This window comes from Nitrospirillum iridis (genome assembly GCF_014205765.1).
In the GTDB taxonomy this organism is placed as follows: Bacteria; Pseudomonadota; Alphaproteobacteria; order Azospirillales; family Azospirillaceae; genus Nitrospirillum; species Nitrospirillum iridis.
This window is the reverse complement of the sequence record NZ_JACIIZ010000002.1, coordinates 536,058-554,219: the sequence shown is the minus strand read 5'-3', so window position 1 is coordinate 554,219 and position 18,162 is coordinate 536,058. Positions and strand designations below refer to the sequence as shown.

Below are 18,162 nucleotides of genomic sequence, written 5' to 3'. Positions count from 1 at the left end.
GCATTTACAGTGTCGTTACAACATCTCCGTCGGACGTGGCGGGGATTGCCGGTACAGTTGTCCCTGCCTGGACACAGTCTTTTGGGACATGCTTTTTGGGAAAGCGCCTTCCGGGACATTCCCTTCCGGCGCCGCTGTCAAGGACGGGTCCAGGGCCCGCATATGGGACGTGAGATGTCTGAGAACATTCATTTGCTGGTGGTCGACGACGACCGGGAAATCCGCGATCTGCTGACCCGCTACCTGACGCGCCATGGCTACCGCGTCACGGCCGCCCGTGACGGGCAGGAGATGCGCAAGTTCCTGGCTGATCGGAACATCGACCTGATCGTGCTGGACCTGATGCTGCCGGGCGAGGACGGCTTGGCCCTTTGCCGCGCCGTCCGTGCCGAATCCGGTCCGCCCGTGGTCATGCTCTCAGCCATGGGGGAGGATGCGGACCGCATCCTCGGGCTTGAAATCGGCGCCGACGACTATCTGCCCAAGCCTTTCAACCCCCGCGAACTGGTGGCGCGCATCAAGGCGGTGCTCCGCCGGTCCCAGGCGGCCACCCCGGGAGGCGGTCCGGCGGCCGGCGCCTTCTTCAGCTTCGCCGGTTACATGCTGGATCCGGCGCAGCGTCGCCTCAGCGCCGCCTCGGGGGAGGAGATCGCGTTGACCGCCGGTGAATACGAACTGCTGCTGGCCCTGGTGCAGCGGCCGCGCCGCGTGCTGTCGCGCGACGACTTGCTGGAAATCACCCGCGGCCGCGCCGCCGGCCCCTTCGACCGGTCCATCGACGTGCAGATCAGCCGCCTGCGCCGCAAGATCGAGAGCGATCCGGCCGATCCCGCCATCATCAAGACCGTCCGATCAGGCGGCTACATCTTTTCCGCCGAGGTGGGAACGCCATGAGGGCCGTCACCGACCGCATGTCCTATTCCATCTTCGCCGTGCTGGTCGGCGGTATCCTGCTGAGCCAGGCCATCGCCCTGGGGCTGTACCGAACGGACCGTGCGGAAGCCGTGGCTGCGGCGCAGAGCGGGCAGCTGGCCGGGTGTCTGGCCAGCATCGCCGGCGTGGTGGACCACCAGCCGGCCGACATCCGCGACAAGATGCTGGCCGGCCTGCGCGACGGCAACTTCAAGGTTGATGTCGCCGGCAGCACCCAGGAGGTGTCGCTGGACGTTTATGAGAAGCCCAATGTCAACCCACCGGGGCCGCATCATACCGACATGATCGCCCTGCCGCCCTTCGGCACCATCACCACCCCGCCGCCGGAGCCCAAATACGTGATGGCCAGCCACCAGTTGGCCGACGGCAGCTGGCTGAACGTGCACATCCCCATGGCCGGCACCGACGCCCTGTCCGAACCGGGCTTCCTGGCCTCGCTGGCCGGCAGCGCCGCCGTGGCCATCCTGCTGTCCGCCTGGGTACTGGGCTTCACCACCCGGCCGCTACGCCGCTTCGCTGCGGCCGCCGACCGGCTGGGCATAGACATGAACGCCCCGTCGCTGGACGAGTCGGGCCCGCGCGAGGTGCGGCTGGCCGCCGCCGCCTTCAACAAGATGCAGCGCCGCCTGCGCGCCTTCGTGGAGGACCGCACCCGCATGCTGGCCGCGGTGTCGCACGATTTGCGCACGCCGCTGACGCGCATGCGCCTGCGGGCCGAGTTCGTCGACGACGACGGCGTGCGGGAGAAGATGCTGGAAGATTTGGGCGAGATGGAATCGATGATCGGCGCCACCCTGGCGTTCGCCCGGGACGAGGCGGCGCAGGAAACGCTGGAACCGCTGGATCTGAACCTGCTGCTGTCCCGGGCGGCGGAGGATTATCGCGATGCCGGCAAGCCGGTGGGCTTCAGTCCGGCGCCGGGCCCGGTGCGCATCGTCGGGCGCCGGACGGCGTTGAAGCGCGCTTTCACCAATGTGGTGGAGAACGCCCTGAAATACGGTCTCAGCGCCGATGTGGCGGTGGATGTCCAGGGCGAAACCGTGGCGGTGTCCGTCACCGACCAAGGGCCCGGCATCCCGGAGGGGGAGTGGGAGAACGTCTTCCGTCCCTTCTATCGGCTGGAAGCTTCCCGGTCCCGGGACACGGGCGGGACCGGCCTGGGCTTGTCGGTCGCCAATGACGTCGTGCGAGCCCATGGCGGCGAAATCCACCTGGAGAACCGGGTGGAGGGCGGACTGAGGGTGGTCATGCATCTGCCGCTGGAAACCGCGCGATAGGATCAGGCCGCCCTTGCCGGCCATCGTCCAAGGCCATGCATGCCGCCCGTGGGGGTAATCCCTCAGGGGTAGAACCCGGGGCAGATCGGGGAAATCATATGGGGAATTGGGCGTGGGCGAACCGGTGAACGTGCTGGCGGTTCGCCCCCGGGCCTGGTTATGATGTGTTTATCCAATCCGTGTGGCAGGCGCCCCCCCGGTGGGGCGCGCTTTTTCCCCGTTCCCCGCGTTGTGTTTCGCGTTTCCCTGAGATTCCGGTATGGCCATTCAGAACCGCATCGCCGATTTCCACGCCGACATGACGGCCTGGCGGCATCACATTCACGAAACCCCCGAGGTGGCGTTCGAAGAGACGCAAACCGCCGACTTCGTGGCCGGGAAGCTGACCGAGTTTGGCATCGCGGTGCACCGTGGCTTGGCCGGCACCGGCGTTGTCGGCGTCCTGCAGGGGGAGGGTAAGGCCACCGGCAAGAGCATCGGTCTGCGGGCGGACATGGACGCCCTGCCCATGCAGGAGGAAAACACCTTCGCCCATGCCTCCAAGATCGCGGGCAAGATGCATGCTTGCGGCCATGACGGGCATACCACCATGCTGCTGGGGGCCGCCCGCTACCTGGCGGAAACCCGCAACTTTTCCGGCACCGTGAACTTCATCTTCCAGCCGGCGGAGGAAGGTGCCGGTGGCGGCAAGCGGATGGTGGAGGAGGGACTGTTCGATCAGTTCCCCTGCGACATGGTCTTCGGCATGCACAACTGGCCCGAATTGCCCCCGGGGCAGATGGGTGTGCGTCCCGGTCCGGTCATGGCCGGCGCCGACCGGTTCGAGATCACCATCCAGGGCCGGGGGGGCCACGCCGCCCTGCCGCACCTGTCGGTCGACCCGGTGGTGGTCGCCTCGCAGCTGGTGCTGGCGGTGCAGACCCTGGTCAGCCGCAACATCTCCCCCGTGGAATGCGGGGTGGTCAGCATCACCCGCATCCACGCCGGCACGGCCTACAACATCATCCCCAACGAGGTGAAGCTGGCTGGCACCGTCCGCGCGCTGACGGCGGAAATCCGCCAGCAGCTGGAAGACGGCTTGCGCCACTTGGTCAAGACCCTGCCACCGGCGTTCGGCGCCACGGGGGGACTGATCTACCATCTGGGCTATCCCCCCACCATCAATCATGACGCGCCCTCGGTGATCGCGGCGGAGGTGGCCGCCAAGGTGGTTGGGGCGGCCAACATTCGCGACAATCTCGGGCCCAGCATGGGGGCGGAGGACTTCTCCTACATGTTGAACGCCCGCCCCGGGTCCTATGTCTGGCTGGGCCAGGGGGGCAGCGCCCTTGGCTGCGCGCTGCACAACCCGCGTTACGACTTCAATGACGACGTTTTGCCGGTGGGCGCCAGTTACTGGGCGACACTGGTGGAAACCGTCCTGCCCCGGGTGGCATGATCCCGCCCCGCACCCCCCGCCGGGAGGGTTCCCGGATTAAGGCGTCCGCTCCGCATGCCCACTGGGCGGCGGTGGGCGGGTGGCGTCGGTGCGCGGCCCCGGCGCTTTTGCTGACCGTCACCGCGGGCTTGGCGGGATGTTCCGGTGGACTGGCCTGGCTGGGGGGCGAGCCGCCACCGGACGACAACGCCCTGCCTGCCGCCATTTCGCCCAGTCTGGTGGGGCGGGGTGAGTGGCACGGCGCCATCAGCCGTGCGCAAAGCACGACCTATCTGGTGGCGCGCAACGCCGCGGAATGGCAGTCCTTATGGGACCTGGTGGGGATGCGCGTGCCGGGCGCGCTGCCGGAACGCCTGATGGCACTGGGCGTCTTCCTGGGGTCGCGCAATTCGGTCGGTGCCGGCGTGGAGGTGGTGAACACCCGCGTCGAACACCGTGAAGGGGTGCGCGACCGCCTGGTGGTGGAGTACCACGAATTCGACCAGTCCCCCCGCAATGCCACGACGGGCAGCCTGACCAGCCCCTATGCCATCATCCTGGTGGATTGGTCGGACGCCCCTGTCCGTTTCGCCCGCGTGCCCTGACACGGCTCCGCCTTTTCGCGATCTGCGTCCAAGATAAAGGCCCGGGACCTGCGTGGTTCCGGGCCTTTATCTTGAAAATCGTAGCGCTTGCGATCCGGCTCACGCCTGGTTGGGGAGGGGGCCTTCCGCCGTGGGCGGAACCAGGGGAACGGGGTCAAGCTGACGGTAGTCGGGCACGATGTGATGCAGCAGGGCCTGCAGACGCTCGGCGTCGCCCGTGGCGCAGGCCGCGTCCAGTTCATCCAGGGAGCGGCGCAGGATGGCCAGATCCACCGCGCGGGGGGAGGCGACCAGCACGCCCTCGGCCGAGGTCTGTTCCGGCGGTTCGGCGGCGGCGAACATCTCCTCGTACAGCTTCTCGCCGGGGCGCAAGCCGGTGAAGGTCACCTTGATGTCCTTGTCCGGACGCAATCCCGCCAAGCGTATCATCTGGCGGGCCAGATCGACGATCTTCACCGGCTGGCCCATGTCCAGCACGAAGATGCGGCCACGGTCGTCCCGGCCGGCGTTCATGCCATAGGCGGATGCCTGCAGCACCAGTTCCACCGCCTCGCGCACCGTCATGAAATAGCGGCACACTTCCGGGTGGGTCACGGTCAACGGGCCGCCGGCGCGCAACTGGCGGCTGAACAGCGGGACCACGGAACCTGTGGACCCCAGGACGTTGCCGAAGCGCACGGTCATGAAGCGGGTTTGCCAGCCCTTGTTGCCGCTGGACGCGACGATGTCCAGCGCTTGGCAATAACACTCGGCGATGCGTTTGGTGGCGCCCATCACGTTGGTCGACCGCACCGCCTTGTCGGTGGAGATCAGCACCATGGCCGCGGCCCCGGCGGCGATGGCGGCATCGGCGACGTTGCGGGTGCCCAGAACGTTGGTCAGAACGCCTTCGACGGGGTTCAACTCCACCATGGGCACGTGCTTCAGCGCCGCAGCGTGGAACACCAGTTCCGGCTTCTCGTCGCGGAACACTTCCAGCATGCGGCTGCGGTCACGGACGTTGGCCAGCACGGCGCGGCAGTCCAGGTCCGGGCAGTTCTCCCGCATCTCCATCTCGATGGAGTAGAGATTGAACTCCCCATGATCCAGCAGGATCAGGCGGCGGGGCTTCAACTGGGCGATCTGACGGGTCAGTTCCGAGCCGATGGTGCCGCCGGCACCCGTCACCAGCACGGTGCGTCCGGCCACCAGGCCGTCGATGGCGCCCTTGTCCAGGGCGACCTGCGGGCGGCCGAGAAGGTCTTCGATGACGATGGGGCGCACCGTCATGGGGCCTTCGGCGACCGCGTCGCGGAAGTCGGTCAGGTCGGGCAGGCGGGCCAGCACCAGGTTCAAGGCCTCGCACTTTTCCACCAGGGCGCCCAATCGGCTGCCCGACAGGCGGGCGCGGGGACGGGTCAGGATCAGGCGGCGCGGGCATTGCCCGCCGGCGGCCAGATCACCAACGACGGATGACAGTTCGGCGAGACGGCCCAGGACTTTAACGCCATGAATCTCGCGACCGATGCGACCGCCCTTGTCGTCCAGGATGCCCACCACGCGATAGGCGGCATCCCGGTCGGTGGCCATGGCCCGGATGAAAATCTCCGCCTCGTCGCCGGCGCCGACCAGCAGCACGGGGATGCGGTCGCGGGCGTTGCTTTCCAGGATGCCGGCCAGCCGGCGATCCTTGGCCAGGCGGTACAACAGCCGTGGGCCGCCCAGCAACACCACCAGCACAAACCAGTTGATGAGCGGGACGGAGCGGGGCAAGGCCTCCAGCCGCGTCACGAGGAACATCAGCAGCAGGAACACCAGGATGGTCGAGGTGACGGCCCGGGCGATGGCCATCAGATCGCGCAACGATGCGTAGCGCCAGACGCCGGAGTTCATGCCGAATAGGCGATAGGCGGCGGCGGCGATGATGGTGAAGAGGGCGACGCCCGGAACCAGGGCTTGGGTATAATGAGTGATCCCATCCCCAACCCGCAGGTAAAGCGAGACAATAAACGAAACCCCGGCAACCAAAATGTCATGAAAATACGCCAGGAAGCGCCGATCAAAAATAAGCGGCAACCGGAGAGTTTCTTTTAATTTGCGCATGGCTCCAGCCTGCGTTGATTGTTTATCAGCGATTAACAGCAAAGCGAAGCGGCACTGAAATCGCGTGCCAGGACAAGGTATTTCTAAACACCTGACGCGATCCTGACACCAACCGATACTCTGCTGCAAGTGCGAAAAAGGATTGGCAGGGCATACTCCTACTCTCGTAGGCCGCCGCCATTTCAAGGGGTGGAAATGGCATGGTCCCGCGAAGTCGATGCCAAGGACCCGGTCTTTCTAGCGCTACTCTCTCAAGACGCGGGGAGGAAGTAGCCAAAAGCATGAATCCATTGGCAATCTAGATACAGGCAGCCCGGCAAAATAGGTCTTTCCGGCTATAAGGGAAGCGATAAGCCGCCGGTGGCGAGGCGTGTCGGTCATGATCTCAGCCAGGCGAAAAAGCCCTTGCTCTTGGGTTTCGCCGCCAGAGCCGCTTTCCCGACGGGACGCTTCGCCGCAGCAGGCGCCCCAAGCGTTTTGAGTCCGGCAAAGTCGCGCTTGAACCGTTCCAAATCTTCCTTCAGGCCGAAGCGGAACGAGACGTGCAAGACCTGGCTACGTCGGTTCAGGCCGGGATCCAACTTCTCTTCCATGCCGAGGAACTCGACCGCCCAACGTCCCCGAATATTGGCCCGGATCCAATCTTCGGCTTTGTCCATGTCGCCAGCGGAATTCAATTGCAATGTTGTTGTGAAGTCTTGCTGCGCTGCCACGATGGCCTCTCAGGTCATTCTCCGGTTGCACCGATCAGGCGCGGGCTTTTTGCCGTTTCACTCAAACACCGCGAACCGTCGCCCGATCGCCGCCCCGCAACCATGTCATCCCGAGTCGCGTAGCCAGTTCGGGTTACGGGGCAGACCTTAGTCGACGCCTTTGGCGGAGGACTACGCATCTCCCGGACAGCCCGGGGGCGAGGGCGGTATAACCAATAGAGATAGAAGCGTACGGATGTATCCGTGGCGTGGATTTCAGGGCGGCGGTGTCGGGTTGCCCGCAGCCGCAGGGGTGGGCGGCATTCGATCCCGTTTCGCGGGAGGCCCTCGATCGGGTAGGGTCCTGGCCTTCGGCCGCACCGGTCCCGGTGCCGGCCCGGGACTATTGCCAGCGGATCTTCGCCCCCATGTTTCCGACACTGCTTGAGCGCGGCTTCCAGGTCGAGTTCCATTCACACGCCCGCGCCATCCTGGGCGTCGATTTCCCCAACGCCATGGCCGAGCTGGACGCCGTCATCGGCGCGCTGTCGATTCCGATCACCGAAATCGTCGGTTCCGGTGGCGGCGAGGCCAAGATAACCCAGAGGCTGCGCCGGTCGCTGGCGGATCATGGGTGGGGCAAGGCGCATTTCACCATCGAGAAGCGGGTGAACGGCAAGCGGCGCGAGTCCATCAGCCATGAGGTCGACCATGTGCGCGACGTGCCCGGCGTGGGCGTCATCGCGCTGGAGATCGAGTGGAACAATAAGGATCCCTTCTTCGACCGGGATCTGGAGAACTTCAAGCGCCTGCATGCGGAGGGTGTCATCTCCGTCGGCGTGATCGTCACCCGCGGCCGCAGCCTGCAGGATGACATGGTGCCCATGGTGCGCCGCTTCGCCCGCAGTCGCGCCCTGGCGTCGGACGCCGACGTGCTGGCGCTGGGCCTGCGCCCCACCACCCGCCAGCAGGAGGATGTGGCCCGCCGCATGGCGGGCGGCGCCCCGTCCTTCGCCGAGGCCTGGGCCGCCTCCTTCTGCCAGGACAAGTATGGGGCGGCCACCACCCATTGGCGCAAGCTGGAGGACCGGGTGCACCGGGGTGTGGGCAACCCGTGCCCGCTGCTGCTGATCGGCATTCCGGCGGAGGTCGTCACCTTCGACATCCCCTTGTCGGACATGCCCAAGGCCCCGGTTCAGGAACCGGCCGAGGCGGAACTGCCGTTTTTCTAGAGTGTGACCGGCCCAGGTGGCACCCCCAGAGCCGTGGACCACGCGCCGCGCCGGAAGCGTAGCGTGTTTCCGACGTTTCCGATCAAGTCGGAAACCCATTAATTCCCTCGGGTGCCAGGCGCCACCATCCGGCGGCCTCGACATACTCGCGTTTCAGTCCGCTTCGACCTCCACTTCTTGTCAGAGCAGGTCGCGCAGCCGGTACCACAGGCTGCCCAGTGCCAGCAGGGGCACCCGCCAGGGCGGGCCGATGAAGGACTGGTGCGGCAGGCGGGCGAAGACGTCGAAGCGTTCCGCCTGGCCGGATAGGGCCTCCGCCAGCAATTGGCCGCAGATGCCGCTGAGCGCCACCCCGTGGCCGCTGTAGCCGTGGGCGAAGTAGGTCGTGGGTGACAGACGGCCCAGCTGGGGCAGACGGTTCACCGTCATGCCCACGCTGCCGTGCCAGAAATGACTGACGGCCACGCCGGCCAGCTGGGGGAAGCAATGGCGCAGCGCCCGTGTCAGCCGGGCCTGGGCCCCCGCCGCCGCGCGGTTGGCGAAATTGACGCCGCCGCCGAACAGCAGGCGGTGGTCGGCGGTGCGGCGGAAATAGTGCAGGCCGACATTGGTGTCGGATACGGCATGGTCGCCGGGCAGGAGGGCCACGGCCCGCTCCGCCCCCAGGGGCTCCGTCGCCAGCATATAGGTGGCGATGGGCACCAGGGTGCGGGTGAGCGGCCGCGCCAGGTCGCCGAGATAGGCGTTGCCGGCCAGCACGAGGAAGCGGGCCCGCACCCGGCCAAGCGGTGTCGTCACCTTGGGGGCGGCCCCGGCATCGATCGCCACCGCTGGCGTTTTCTCATGAAGGCGGACGCCCGCCGCCCGCGCTGCGCGCGCCAGCCCCTGGGCGTAGGCCAGGGGGTGCAGATGGCCGCTGCCGCTGTCTTCCAGGCCGCTGTGATAGCGCGGGCTCGCCACCAGGGCGCGAAGGCGTTCCCCTTCCACCAGGCGCAGCTGGTCATAGCCCAGGGCCTGGGCGTCCACCAGCTGGGTCAGCAAGCCGGTGCGGTGACGGGGCTTGGCGGCGGCGTTAATGTAGCCCCAGCGCAGGGCGCAGTCGATGGCGTGCCGTTCCACCCGCCCTACCAGCAGGGCTTTGGCCTCCTCCGCCAGCGCCCACAGGCGGCGGGCGTCGTCGGGACCGCTCAGCCGGGCGATGGCGCTGACCGATTTGTTGTAGCCGCTGATCAACTGCCCGCCGTTGCGGCCGGATGCCCCCCAACCGACCCGCTCCGCCTCCACCACGACGACGTCGTAGCCGCGCTCCGCCAGGGTCAATGCGGCCGACAGCCCGGTATAACCGGCGCCGACGACACAGACGTCGCCGGCGGTGTCGCCCACCAGTGACGGCGCGGCCGGGCCGGGCGGGGCGGAATGGACGTACCAACTGTCCGGCCAACTGTCCGGCCCGCGGGTGGCGGAAGGAGGGGCTGCCATGGCGTGGCTCAGCCCGGCAGCCAGCGGCACCACAGCGCCAAGGTGGCCTTGCGTCCGTAGAAGGCGGCGTGCAGCAGGGCGCTGGTCAGCACGGCCAGCAGGCCGGCGTACATCACGTCGCTGAAGAAATGCCCGCCCATGCCGATGCGCAATAGGCCGACGCCGGCACCGACGCCCAAGCCACCCCAGAGCCACAGGCGCTGCCGGCGGCGGGCGGTGTAGGCGAAGCTGTGCAGGAAGAAGGCCAGGACGGCGTCCCCCGACACGAAGGAGCAGTTGCGGCCGCAATTGGCCTTGGGCGCCGGCAGGACGGGCGGGGTGTAGGGTGCGGCGCCGCCGAACTCCATCACCTGCACCGGCCGGGCGCGATGCCAATGGTCCTTCAGCACGGCATTGCCGATGAGGCCGGGCCCGATGGCCAGCGACAGCAGCAGGAAGGCCCAGGCCCGCAGATCCGCCCCCCACAGCGGCCGGCGGCGCCAGGCGGTCCAGGCCGTGCCCAGCACAAGCACCCCGGCCAGCACCCGCGCACCCACCTGCACCGCCTCATGCAGCGCGTTGGCCACCGGGTCCGCCCGCCAGTCGAATCCGCCCACCGGGTTCCAGAACCAGCCGGCGATGGCGAGGTCCAGGCGGGGGGAGACCGTCGCGTACACCAGCACCGCCAGGAGGCTGGTGAGCGCCAGATAGGTCAGCGCCCGGAAGGCTGTGGGCTTGGTCATGGCGGCGGCGGTCCGGCGGGGGCGGGGAGGGGTGCGGATCCGCACATAGCACCCGGCGGTGGCGCTGTCACCCGGCGGCACGCCGGCCGCCCGTCGCCTTTCGCTGGCCGCCATCGTGCCGCAATACCGCCCCGATATGATGGGACGGTCCCTGCCGATTTCGTCCGGTTCGCGGGCGTCGCCCAGTGGCGACGCCCGCGCCCGCGTCAATGTTCGCCGGCACCGATGTTCCCGGCGCCAATGCCCAAGGTGCAAGACCCATGGCTGTCCTGGAAGAGTTCATCCGCAGCAACCGCATCACCGAGGTTGAGTGCCTGGTCCCCGACCTGTCGGGCATCGCCAGGGGCAAGATCGTCCCGGCGGAAAAATTCCTGCGCATCCTGCGGGACCGGGGGCTGCGCCTGCCCGAAAGCGTTTTCATCCAAACGGTGACGGGCGACACGCCGCCCAACAGCATCACCAATCCGGAGAACTCGGACGTCTACATGCTGCCCGATCCGGCCAGCGTCCGCTTCGTCCCCTGGTACGACGCGCCCACCGCCGCCGTCATCTGCGACTGCGTCTATGCCGATGGCTCGGCTGTGGACATCAGCCCGCGCTGGGTGCTGAGGCGGGTGCTTGAACTCTATGCCGAGCGCGGCTGGAAGCCCCTGGTGGCGCCGGAGCTGGAGTTCTTCCTGGTGGCCTTGAACAAGGACCCCGACTATCCCCTGACCCCGCCGGTGGGCCGGTCCGGCCGGCAGGAAAGCGGCCGCCAGGCCTTCGGCATCGATGCGGTGAACGAGTTCGACCCCATCTTCGAGGCGGTCTACGACTACTGCGAGAAGCAGGACATCGACGTCGACACCATGAGCCATGAGGCCGGCGCCGCCCAGATCGAGATCAACTTCAACCATGGCGACGCGCTGAGCCTGGCCGACCAGGTCTTCCTGTTCAAGCGCACGGTGCGCGAGGCCGCCATCCGCCACGGCATCTACGCCACCTTCATGGCCAAGCCCATGCAGAACGAGCCGGGCAGCGCCATGCACATCCATCAGTCGCTGGTGGACGCGACCACTGGGCGCAACCTGTTCGGCCAGGAGGGTGGCGGCGACACCTCCCTGTTCCTGAGCCACATCGCCGGCCTGCAGAAGTACCTGCCCAGCGCCATGCCGCTGCTGGCGCCCAACGTGAACAGCTATCGCCGGCTGGTGCAGGGGTCGGACGCGCCCATCAACGTCCACTGGGGTCGGGACAACCGCACCACGGGCCTGCGCGTTCCCTTGAGCCCGCCGGAGGCCCGACGGGTGGAAAACCGCGTGGCTGGTGCCGACGCCAATCCCTACCTGGCCATCGCCGCCAGCCTGGCCTGCGGTTATCTGGGCATGCGGCAGGAATTGGAACCGACCGAGCCGGTGAAAGGCACGGCCCACCGCCTGGCCTTCACCCTGCCACGCCACCAGGGCGACGCCCTGGCCAAGCTGAACGCCTGCCGTCCCCTGAAGGAACTGCTGGGCGAGCGCTTCGTGGCCAGCGTCACGGCGGTCAAGCAGGCGGAGGACGCGGCCTATCAGCAGGTCATCTCCAGCTGGGAGCGGGAGAACCTGCTGCTGAATGTTTGAGTCCTGAGTTTCCCCCTACGGCGGCTCGCCTCGCTCCCGCGTTCCAGTCCGTCAACGCTTGCGGGAACGCCGCTTAACGGATGTTCGCCAGGAAGCCGTGGACCTGGCCGCGCAGCCGCTCCGCCTCCTGCGACAGCTCGCCCGCCGCCGCGCGTACGGTCGCGGCCACGGCGCCGGTCTCGGCCACGGCCTGGCGGGCGGCGGCGACGTTGCCGGACACCTGCTGTGTGCCGGTGGCGGCCTGCTGGACGTTGCCGGCGATCTCCGCCGTGGCGGCACCCTGCTGCTCCACCGCCGCGGCCACGGCGGACGTGATCTCGTTCATGCGGTTCACGGTCTGGCCGATGCCGGCGATGGCGGTGACGGCCGTGCCGGTCATGGCCTGGATCTCCGCCACCTTGGCCTGGATCTCCTCCGTCGCTTTGCCGGTCTGCGTCGCCAGGTTCTTCACCTCGGACGCCACGACGGCGAAGCCCTTGCCGGCCTCACCGGCGCGGGCGGCCTCGATGGTGGCGTTCAGGGCCAGCAGGTTGGTTTGACCGGCGATGCCGGTGATCAGCGCCACGATGTCGCCCACCCGGGCGGCGGAGGCTGCCAGTTCGCCCATGGCGGTGCTGGTGCGGCCAACCTCTTCCACCGCGCCGGCCGCGATTTGTGAGGACTGGGTGATTTGGCGGCCGATCTCGGTGATGGAGGCGGTCAGCTCATCGGTGGCGGCGGCCACGGTGGCGACGTTGGCGCTGGTCTGTTCCGCGGCGGCGGCGGCCGAGGTGGTCTGGTCCTCGGCTTGCGCGGCGGCGGTGGAGGCGGTGTCGGCCGAGGCCGCCATTTCCGTGGTGGCGGTGGCGATACCGTCGACCACCAGCTTCACGCTGCCCTCGAACTCGTCGGCCAGGCGGGCCAGGGCGGTCTGGCGTTCCCGCTCCGCCTCCGCCTTCAACCCTTCCTGCCGTTGACGCAGATGCACGGCTTCGGCCGAGCGGTCGCGCAGGACGTTCACGGCCTGGGCCAGGGTGCCGATCTCATCCGTGCGGTCGGTTCCCGGGACGGTGACCTCCAGGTCGCCGTCGGCCAGCCGGTTGGTGATTCCGGTCAAGCGCAGCAGGGGACTGGTGATGCCGCGGCCGAGCCACAGGGCCAGACCCAGGGTCAGCAGCGCCAGCACGGCGACGGTGCCGCTGGTACGCAAGGCGCTGGCGCGGGCCGCCGCGTCGACATCGTCCAGATAGATGCCGGACGACACGACCCATTGCCAGCCCTCGGTCATCTTGTTGTAGGTCGCCTTTGGCGCCGGCGGCGCACCGGTCTTGGGCGGCCAGACGTAATAGCTGAAGCCGCCGCCTTCCTTGGCGCGCTGCTGCTGCTCCTGGGCATAGTGGACACCGTTCGCGTCGGTGCTGTCCAGGTTGCGCTTGCCCTCCAGCGCGCGGTTCTGGCCGCTGGCCAGAGTCAGACCGGTGAGGTCGTGGATGATCAGATAGTGGTCGCCGTCGTACCGGAAGGCGCGGGACAGATCCAAGGCCAGTTCCTTGGCCTTGTCCTCCGGTATCTCGCCCGTCTTGGCCTTGGCTTCCAGCGTCTGGATCTGCGAGATCGCCGCCTCCACCGCCACGCGGGCGCGGGCGTGGCGCTCCTCCAGAATGGTGCGGTTGGACGTCACCACCGTAGAGGCGCCCAAGGCGGCCAGGGCGACGACCGCCAGCAGGGGGATGAGCAGGATGCGGCCGCTGATGCCGCGCAGTGATTTCAGGAAGGACATGAGGGGACCACCAGCCGGTACGGGTGCGACAGGATGTCGCTGTTCTCGCGGCTGGCTATACCCCGACTGCGGGCAAGGTGTGGCCTGCTATATCGGCATCGCCGACATTACCTTGGCAGGAACAGCTTACAGCGATTTTCCCATGTAGACGGCGTCGGCGCCATAACTCGACACGTCCAGGGATGCGATATGTATGGCAGTAAAACCTTTCCGTGACCAAAAGGCCATGGTGTTGTTCACCGATAGCAGCCGCATTTCGGTAAAGCCGGCGTCGCGCGCGTGTCCGGCGAGCATGGCGACCACGGCTTCCGCCTGGCCTTGGCCACGGGCGGCGGGGGCGATGGCGACATCGTGGATATAGTAGATGTCCGCATCGGCCGGCAGACCGCCCAGCAGGTGGTTCAGCTTGGGCACCCGGCCCTTCCCATACGGATGGCTGATGGCATAGCCGTTGACGCCGCCGTCCGTCCCGTCCAGCACGAGGCAGCCGGCCGGGTAGGCGGCCAGCTTGTCAGCCATCACCTCCAGCGCCTCGAAGTGGTCGACGTGGATGGCGCAGGCCAGGGTGAAGACGGCGGGCAGGTCGATCGCCGCCATGGGACGCCAGGGCATGGGGTCGCTTCGCTCAAGGGATGGGCGGCGCCATCTGCCGCCAGCGCCACCGCACCGTCAAGGGCCTTCCTGACGGTGCGCGGCATGCGGGTTCAAACCCGTGTCCCACACAATTATGCATGGACAGACCTGTTTCAGTTGTAATGGTGCGAGGGGGGCGAACGGCTCACCCTGCGTGGCGCGGGGATGCCCCGTCGAACACGGGCCATGACGAGTGCCGTTAGACTTGCGGGCGACCCCGGTTGCCAACCTTCGGGATCCAAATCCATGAAACGCAGTCACCACATCACGTTGGCGGTCTTGGCCGCCGCGACGACGCTGTCGCTGGGCGGGTGTGATTCCAAGCATGATCAGGATTGCAAGGCGAACCAGAACCAGCAGGCCGACTGCCGCTCCGGCGGTGGCACCCATGTCGGCGTCTATTCCTCCGGCTCCAAGTCGGGTGGCGTGGAGACGGGCGGCTTTGGCGAAAGTGCCGCCGCTCACGGCGGCGGCGGTGAGGGCGGCGGACACGGTGGCGGCGGCGGCGAGTAGCGGGGGGCGTGGCCATGGAACGCATTTCCTTCGCACCCCGGCCCGACTGGGTTGCCCGCATTGAGTCGCAAGGTCTGACCTATCACGCGCTGGGTCTGCCGCCCGGCGGCCAGGCGGAGGGCCTGTGGTGGGACGAGAGCGCCGCCTATGCCTTCAGCGCGGAAGAGATCGACACGCTGGAGGCGGCGGCCAACACCCTCCACCAGCTGTGCCTACAGGCGGTGGACGCGGTGGTGGGCAGCCCGACGCTGATGGACCGTTTCGGCCTCGATCCGGCCTACCGCGCGTATGTCATCCGGAGTTGGCGCCGCGGCGATCCCGCCCTGTACGGCCGGTTCGACCTGGCGTTCAATCCGGCGCGGGAGGGGCTGAATGAACCCAAGATGCTGGAGTACAACGCCGATACTCCTACGACATTGATTGAATCGGCGGTGGTGCAATGGTTTTGGCTGCGCGATGTGCTGCCTGACGCAGACCAGTTCAATTCCATTCATGAGCGGCTGATCGAACGCTGGCGGCGGATCGGCCGCCAGGTACCGGCGGGCGCCCCCGTCCACCTTTCCTCCTACGCCGAGTATGAGGAGGAATTGCGCACGGTCGAATATCTGGTTGATACGGCGCGGCAAGCGGGGCTGAACGCTGTCCACCTGCCCATTACCCAGGTCGGCTGGGATACGGCCAAGCGCCGTTTCGTCGATGAGCGGCGCCGGCCGCTGTCGGTGTGGTTCAAGCTCTATCCCTGGGAATGGCTGGCGGCGGAACCTTTCGGCGCGCACCTCCCGGACGCCGGCCTCACGGTGGTGGAACCACCCTGGAAGATGTTGCTGTCGCACAAGGCCATCCTGACCGTGCTGTGGGACCTGTTCCCCGGCCATCCCAACCTGCTGCCCGCCGCCTTCACGCCGGACGCGATGGGGGCGGACTGGGTCGCCAAGCCGGCGCAGGCGCGGGAGGGAGCCAACATCCGCCTGGTTCGCGATGGGCGGGAGGTGTTGCGCACCCCGGGCGGCTACGGCCAGGGGCCGATGGTCTACCAGCGGGCGGTGGATCTGGCCCGCGACGATGGCCGGCACGTGGTGCTGGGCGCCTGGGTGGTGGGGGACGAGGCCGCCGGCCTGTGCGTGCGCGAGGATGCGGGCCCCATCATCACCGGCACGTCGCGCTTCCTGCCCCATTACTTCCGCTGACCGACTTTTGTTGACGGATGCTGGGACCGCCTCCGGGACCGCCTGCGGGACATGGGGGCGGCCGCCCGGCTTGCCCCGGCCGTTGCATCCTTGTTAGGGTCCGGACGATCCGGGCCCCAAGCCATTCAGGCGGCGGTCCTTTCGCGGCAAGGTTTTGGGGGTATCCCGCGTGACCGAGACGTCCGGCGTCGACCTGATGCAGATCGTGGCCGTGCTGGGTGCTGGCGTGGTGGCGGCACCATTGTTCAAGCGCCTGGGCTTCGGCTCCATCCTTGGCTATCTGGCGGCGGGCCTGGCCATTGGCCCCTACGGTTTCCGCGTCCTGGCCGATCCGGCGGCCGTGCTGCACTTCGCCGAACTGGGCGTGGTCATGTTCCTGTTCCTCATCGGGCTGGAGATGCGGCCGGCCAAGCTGTGGACCCTGCGCCGTCAGATTTTCGGCTTGGGCGTGGCGCAGGCCGCCGTCTGCGGCGCCGTGATGACCATCGCCGGGGTGCTGGCGGGCTTCCCACCCGCCGTGGCCTTCGTCGCCGCCATGGGATTCGCCCAGTCCTCCACCGCCGCCATCATCCAGACCCTGGATGAGAAGGGCGAGATGTCGACCCCCTTCGGCCAGCGCGCGATGTCCATCCTGCTGCTGGAGGATCTGTCGGTCGTGCCGCTGCTGGCCGTCGTCGCCCTGCTGGCGCCGGAAGCCAGCCACGATTTGCGCGGCAGCTGGGTGGGGGTGGCGGTGGCCGCCGCCGCCGTGGCCCTGGTCGTCGTGGCCGGTCGCTGGGTGATGAACCCGCTGTTCGGGCTGCTGGCGGCGTCCCGGGTGCGGGAAGCGATGACGGCGGCGGCCCTGGCGGTGGTGCTGGGCACGGCGCTGCTGATGGAAAGCAGCGGTTTGTCCATGGCCATGGGCGCCTTCCTGGCCGGCGTGCTGCTGTCCGGTTCCGGCTTCCGCCACCAGTTGGAGGCGGATATCGAGCCCTTCCGTGGCCTGCTGCTGGGTCTGTTCTTCATGGCCGTGGGCATGTCGCTGGACCTGGCCGTGGTGGCGGCGGAGTGGCGGATGGTGCTGCTGGTGCTGGCGGGGTGCGTGGTCACCAAGGCGGCGGGCATCTATGCCGTTGCCCGCGTCTCCGGCGCCGATTGCCGGGAGGCCATCCAGCGCACCACCCTGTTCGCCCAGGGGGGAGAGTTCGCCTTCGTCCTCTATGGCGCCGGTGCCGCTGTCGGCGTGCTGGACGGGCAGGTGAACGCCATCATGACCGCCACCGTCATCCTGTCCATGGTGCTGACGCCCATGACCGTGCGCCTGGTGTGGTCGCTGCTGCCGGCGCCGGCCCCGGATACCGAGGGGCTGGCCCGGCCGGATGGGCTGGAGGGCGCGGTGCTGGTCATCGGTTTCGGCCGCTTCGGCCAGGTGGTCAGCCAGACCCTGCTGGCCCGGGGGCTGGACGTCACCATCATCGACACGGATGTGGAGATGATCCAGGCGGCGACCAATTTCGGCTTCCAGATCTATTATGGCGACGGCACCAACCTGGACGTGCTGCACGCCTCGGGTGCCGGGCGGGCCCGGGCGGTGGCGGTGTGCGTGGACGACAAGGACACCGCCAACAAGATCGTGGAACTGGTCAAGGCCAGCTTCCCCCACGCCGGCCTGCTGGTGCGCGCCTATGACCGCCGCCACACCCTGCACCTGATCGCCGCCGGCGTGGACCTGCAGGTGCGCGAGACCTGGGAATCGGCGCTGGCCTTTGGCCAGGGCGCGCTGGAGTTCCTGGGCCTGTCGGAGGAGGAGGCGCGGGAGACGGCGGAGGAGGTGCGCCGCCGCGACCAGGAGCGCCTGGCGCTGGAGCAGGCCAGCGGCCGCCTCATCGGCCTGAAGCAGTTCCTTCCCCTGGAGCCCAAGCCCACGCCGCTGTTCCAGGCGGCCAAGGAGGCCCGGCCCCTGACCCAGGAAACGCGCGAGATCGCGGAGCGTGTCACGCCGGTCTAGGCGGTGCCCAGGCAACCCAAGGTGCCTGGGTTTTCCATGG

The 18,162-nt window shown here is 67.9% G+C and carries 14 protein-coding genes and 1 pseudogene; 9 read left to right on the top strand and 6 right to left on the bottom strand.

The genetic code is table 11. The features are described 5' to 3' along the window. The first annotated feature begins 174 nt into the window (after positions 1-174). The 4 genes from FHS74_RS05445 to FHS74_RS05430 all read left to right on the top strand — a co-directional run bounded on the left by FHS74_RS05445 (position 175) and on the right by FHS74_RS05430 (position 4,232). Positions 175-894, top strand: coding sequence for a response regulator (locus FHS74_RS05445; protein WP_184798194.1), 720 nt, complete (start codon positions 175-177; stop codon positions 892-894). Continuing rightward, a complete protein-coding gene (locus FHS74_RS05440; RefSeq protein ID WP_184798192.1) occupies positions 891-2,210 on the top strand; it encodes an ATP-binding protein in 1,320 nt (439 codons plus the stop codon). Before FHS74_RS05445 ends, FHS74_RS05440 begins: the two co-directional genes overlap by 4 nt. A gap of 259 nt (positions 2,211-2,469) precedes the next feature. Then, complete coding sequence (locus FHS74_RS05435) at positions 2,470-3,648, top strand: M20 aminoacylase family protein (protein WP_184798190.1); 1,179 nt, start codon at positions 2,470-2,472, stop codon at positions 3,646-3,648. A 107-nt stretch (positions 3,649-3,755) separates the two neighbouring features. Then, on the top strand, positions 3,756-4,232 hold the full coding sequence (locus tag FHS74_RS05430; RefSeq protein WP_184798188.1) for a hypothetical protein: 477 nt from the start codon (positions 3,756-3,758) through the stop codon (positions 4,230-4,232). A 99-nt stretch (positions 4,233-4,331) separates the two neighbouring features. Here FHS74_RS05430 and FHS74_RS05425 read toward each other — a convergent pair whose 3' ends face one another. Together FHS74_RS05425 and FHS74_RS05420 are read right to left on the bottom strand one after the other, a co-directional pair. Beyond that, positions 4,332-6,314 (bottom strand): polysaccharide biosynthesis protein, encoded by a 1,983-nt coding sequence (locus tag FHS74_RS05425; protein ID WP_184798186.1) that lies wholly within the window; start codon positions 6,312-6,314, stop codon positions 4,332-4,334. A 377-nt stretch (positions 6,315-6,691) separates the two neighbouring features. Continuing rightward, positions 6,692-7,027 carry a hypothetical protein gene (locus FHS74_RS05420; RefSeq protein WP_184798184.1) on the bottom strand — a complete coding sequence of 112 codons (336 nt, stop codon included), beginning with the start codon at positions 7,025-7,027 and terminating at the stop codon, positions 6,692-6,694. A 407-nt stretch (positions 7,028-7,434) separates the two neighbouring features. Between FHS74_RS05420 and FHS74_RS05415 the strand changes: the two genes are divergently transcribed. After that, complete coding sequence (locus FHS74_RS05415; protein ID WP_184798182.1) at positions 7,435-8,238, top strand: BglII/BstYI family type II restriction endonuclease; 804 nt, start codon at positions 7,435-7,437, stop codon at positions 8,236-8,238. A gap of 180 nt (positions 8,239-8,418) precedes the next feature. Here FHS74_RS05415 and FHS74_RS05410 read toward each other — a convergent pair whose 3' ends face one another. Next, positions 8,419-9,717, bottom strand: coding sequence for an NAD(P)/FAD-dependent oxidoreductase (locus FHS74_RS05410; RefSeq protein WP_184798180.1), 1,299 nt, complete (start codon positions 9,715-9,717; stop codon positions 8,419-8,421). Positions 9,718-9,725: 8 nt separating this feature from the next. Beyond that, positions 9,726-10,553 (bottom strand): phosphatase PAP2 family protein, encoded by an 828-nt coding sequence (locus FHS74_RS30885; protein WP_184798178.1) that lies wholly within the window; start codon positions 10,551-10,553, stop codon positions 9,726-9,728. A 146-nt stretch (positions 10,554-10,699) separates the two neighbouring features. On the opposite strand from FHS74_RS30885, the gene FHS74_RS05400 reads away from it, so the two are divergent. Further along, entirely contained in the window at positions 10,700-12,040 is a 1,341-nt protein-coding gene (locus FHS74_RS05400) for a glutamine synthetase family protein (protein WP_184798176.1), read from the top strand. 73 nt (positions 12,041-12,113) lie between these two features. On the opposite strand, the pseudogene FHS74_RS05395 reads toward FHS74_RS05400, so the two are convergent. Next, positions 12,114-13,682 (bottom strand): annotated as a pseudogene (locus FHS74_RS05395) (methyl-accepting chemotaxis protein); the annotation flags it as partial. A 243-nt stretch (positions 13,683-13,925) separates the two neighbouring features. Beyond that, positions 13,926-14,411, bottom strand: a complete 486-nt coding sequence (locus FHS74_RS05390; RefSeq protein ID WP_184798172.1) for a GNAT family N-acetyltransferase — start codon at positions 14,409-14,411, stop codon at positions 13,926-13,928. 267 nt (positions 14,412-14,678) lie between these two features. Here FHS74_RS05390 and FHS74_RS05385 point away from each other — a divergent pair, with 267 nt between their 5' ends. The 3 genes from FHS74_RS05385 (at position 14,679) to FHS74_RS05375 (ending at position 18,122) form a co-directional block, all read left to right on the top strand. Then, positions 14,679-14,945, top strand: a complete 267-nt coding sequence (locus FHS74_RS05385) for a hypothetical protein (RefSeq protein ID WP_184798170.1) — start codon at positions 14,679-14,681, stop codon at positions 14,943-14,945. 14 nt (positions 14,946-14,959) lie between these two features. Next, entirely contained in the window at positions 14,960-16,132 is a 1,173-nt protein-coding gene (locus tag FHS74_RS05380; protein WP_184798168.1) for a glutathionylspermidine synthase family protein, read from the top strand. 169 nt (positions 16,133-16,301) lie between these two features. Then, entirely contained in the window at positions 16,302-18,122 is a 1,821-nt protein-coding gene (locus FHS74_RS05375) for a monovalent cation:proton antiporter-2 (CPA2) family protein (protein WP_184798166.1), read from the top strand. Positions 18,123-18,162: the final 40 nt, after the last annotated feature.

Bases quoted from the DNA above. Each gene is read 5' to 3' on its own strand.
- FHS74_RS05445 (WP_184798194.1), top strand. From the start codon at position 175: ATGTCTGAGAACATTCATTTGCTGGTGGTCGACGACGACCGGGAAATC.
- FHS74_RS05380 (WP_184798168.1), top strand. From the start codon at position 14,960: ATGGAACGCATTTCCTTCGCACCCCGGCCCGACTGGGTTGCCCGCATT.
- FHS74_RS05440 (WP_184798192.1), top strand. From the start codon at position 891: ATGAGGGCCGTCACCGACCGCATGTCCTATTCCATCTTCGCCGTGCTG.
- FHS74_RS05400 (WP_184798176.1), top strand. From the start codon at position 10,700: ATGGCTGTCCTGGAAGAGTTCATCCGCAGCAACCGCATCACCGAGGTT.
- FHS74_RS05390 (WP_184798172.1), bottom strand. From the start codon at position 14,411: ATGCCCTGGCGTCCCATGGCGGCGATCGACCTGCCCGCCGTCTTCACC.
- FHS74_RS05385 (WP_184798170.1), top strand. From the start codon at position 14,679: ATGAAACGCAGTCACCACATCACGTTGGCGGTCTTGGCCGCCGCGACG.
- FHS74_RS05410 (WP_184798180.1), bottom strand. From the start codon at position 9,717: ATGGCAGCCCCTCCTTCCGCCACCCGCGGGCCGGACAGTTGGCCGGAC.
- FHS74_RS05435 (WP_184798190.1), top strand. From the start codon at position 2,470: ATGGCCATTCAGAACCGCATCGCCGATTTCCACGCCGACATGACGGCC.
- FHS74_RS05415 (WP_184798182.1), top strand. From the start codon at position 7,435: ATGTTTCCGACACTGCTTGAGCGCGGCTTCCAGGTCGAGTTCCATTCA.
- FHS74_RS05425 (WP_184798186.1), bottom strand. From the start codon at position 6,314: ATGCGCAAATTAAAAGAAACTCTCCGGTTGCCGCTTATTTTTGATCGG.
- FHS74_RS30885 (WP_184798178.1), bottom strand. From the start codon at position 10,553: ATGGCGGCCAGCGAAAGGCGACGGGCGGCCGGCGTGCCGCCGGGTGAC.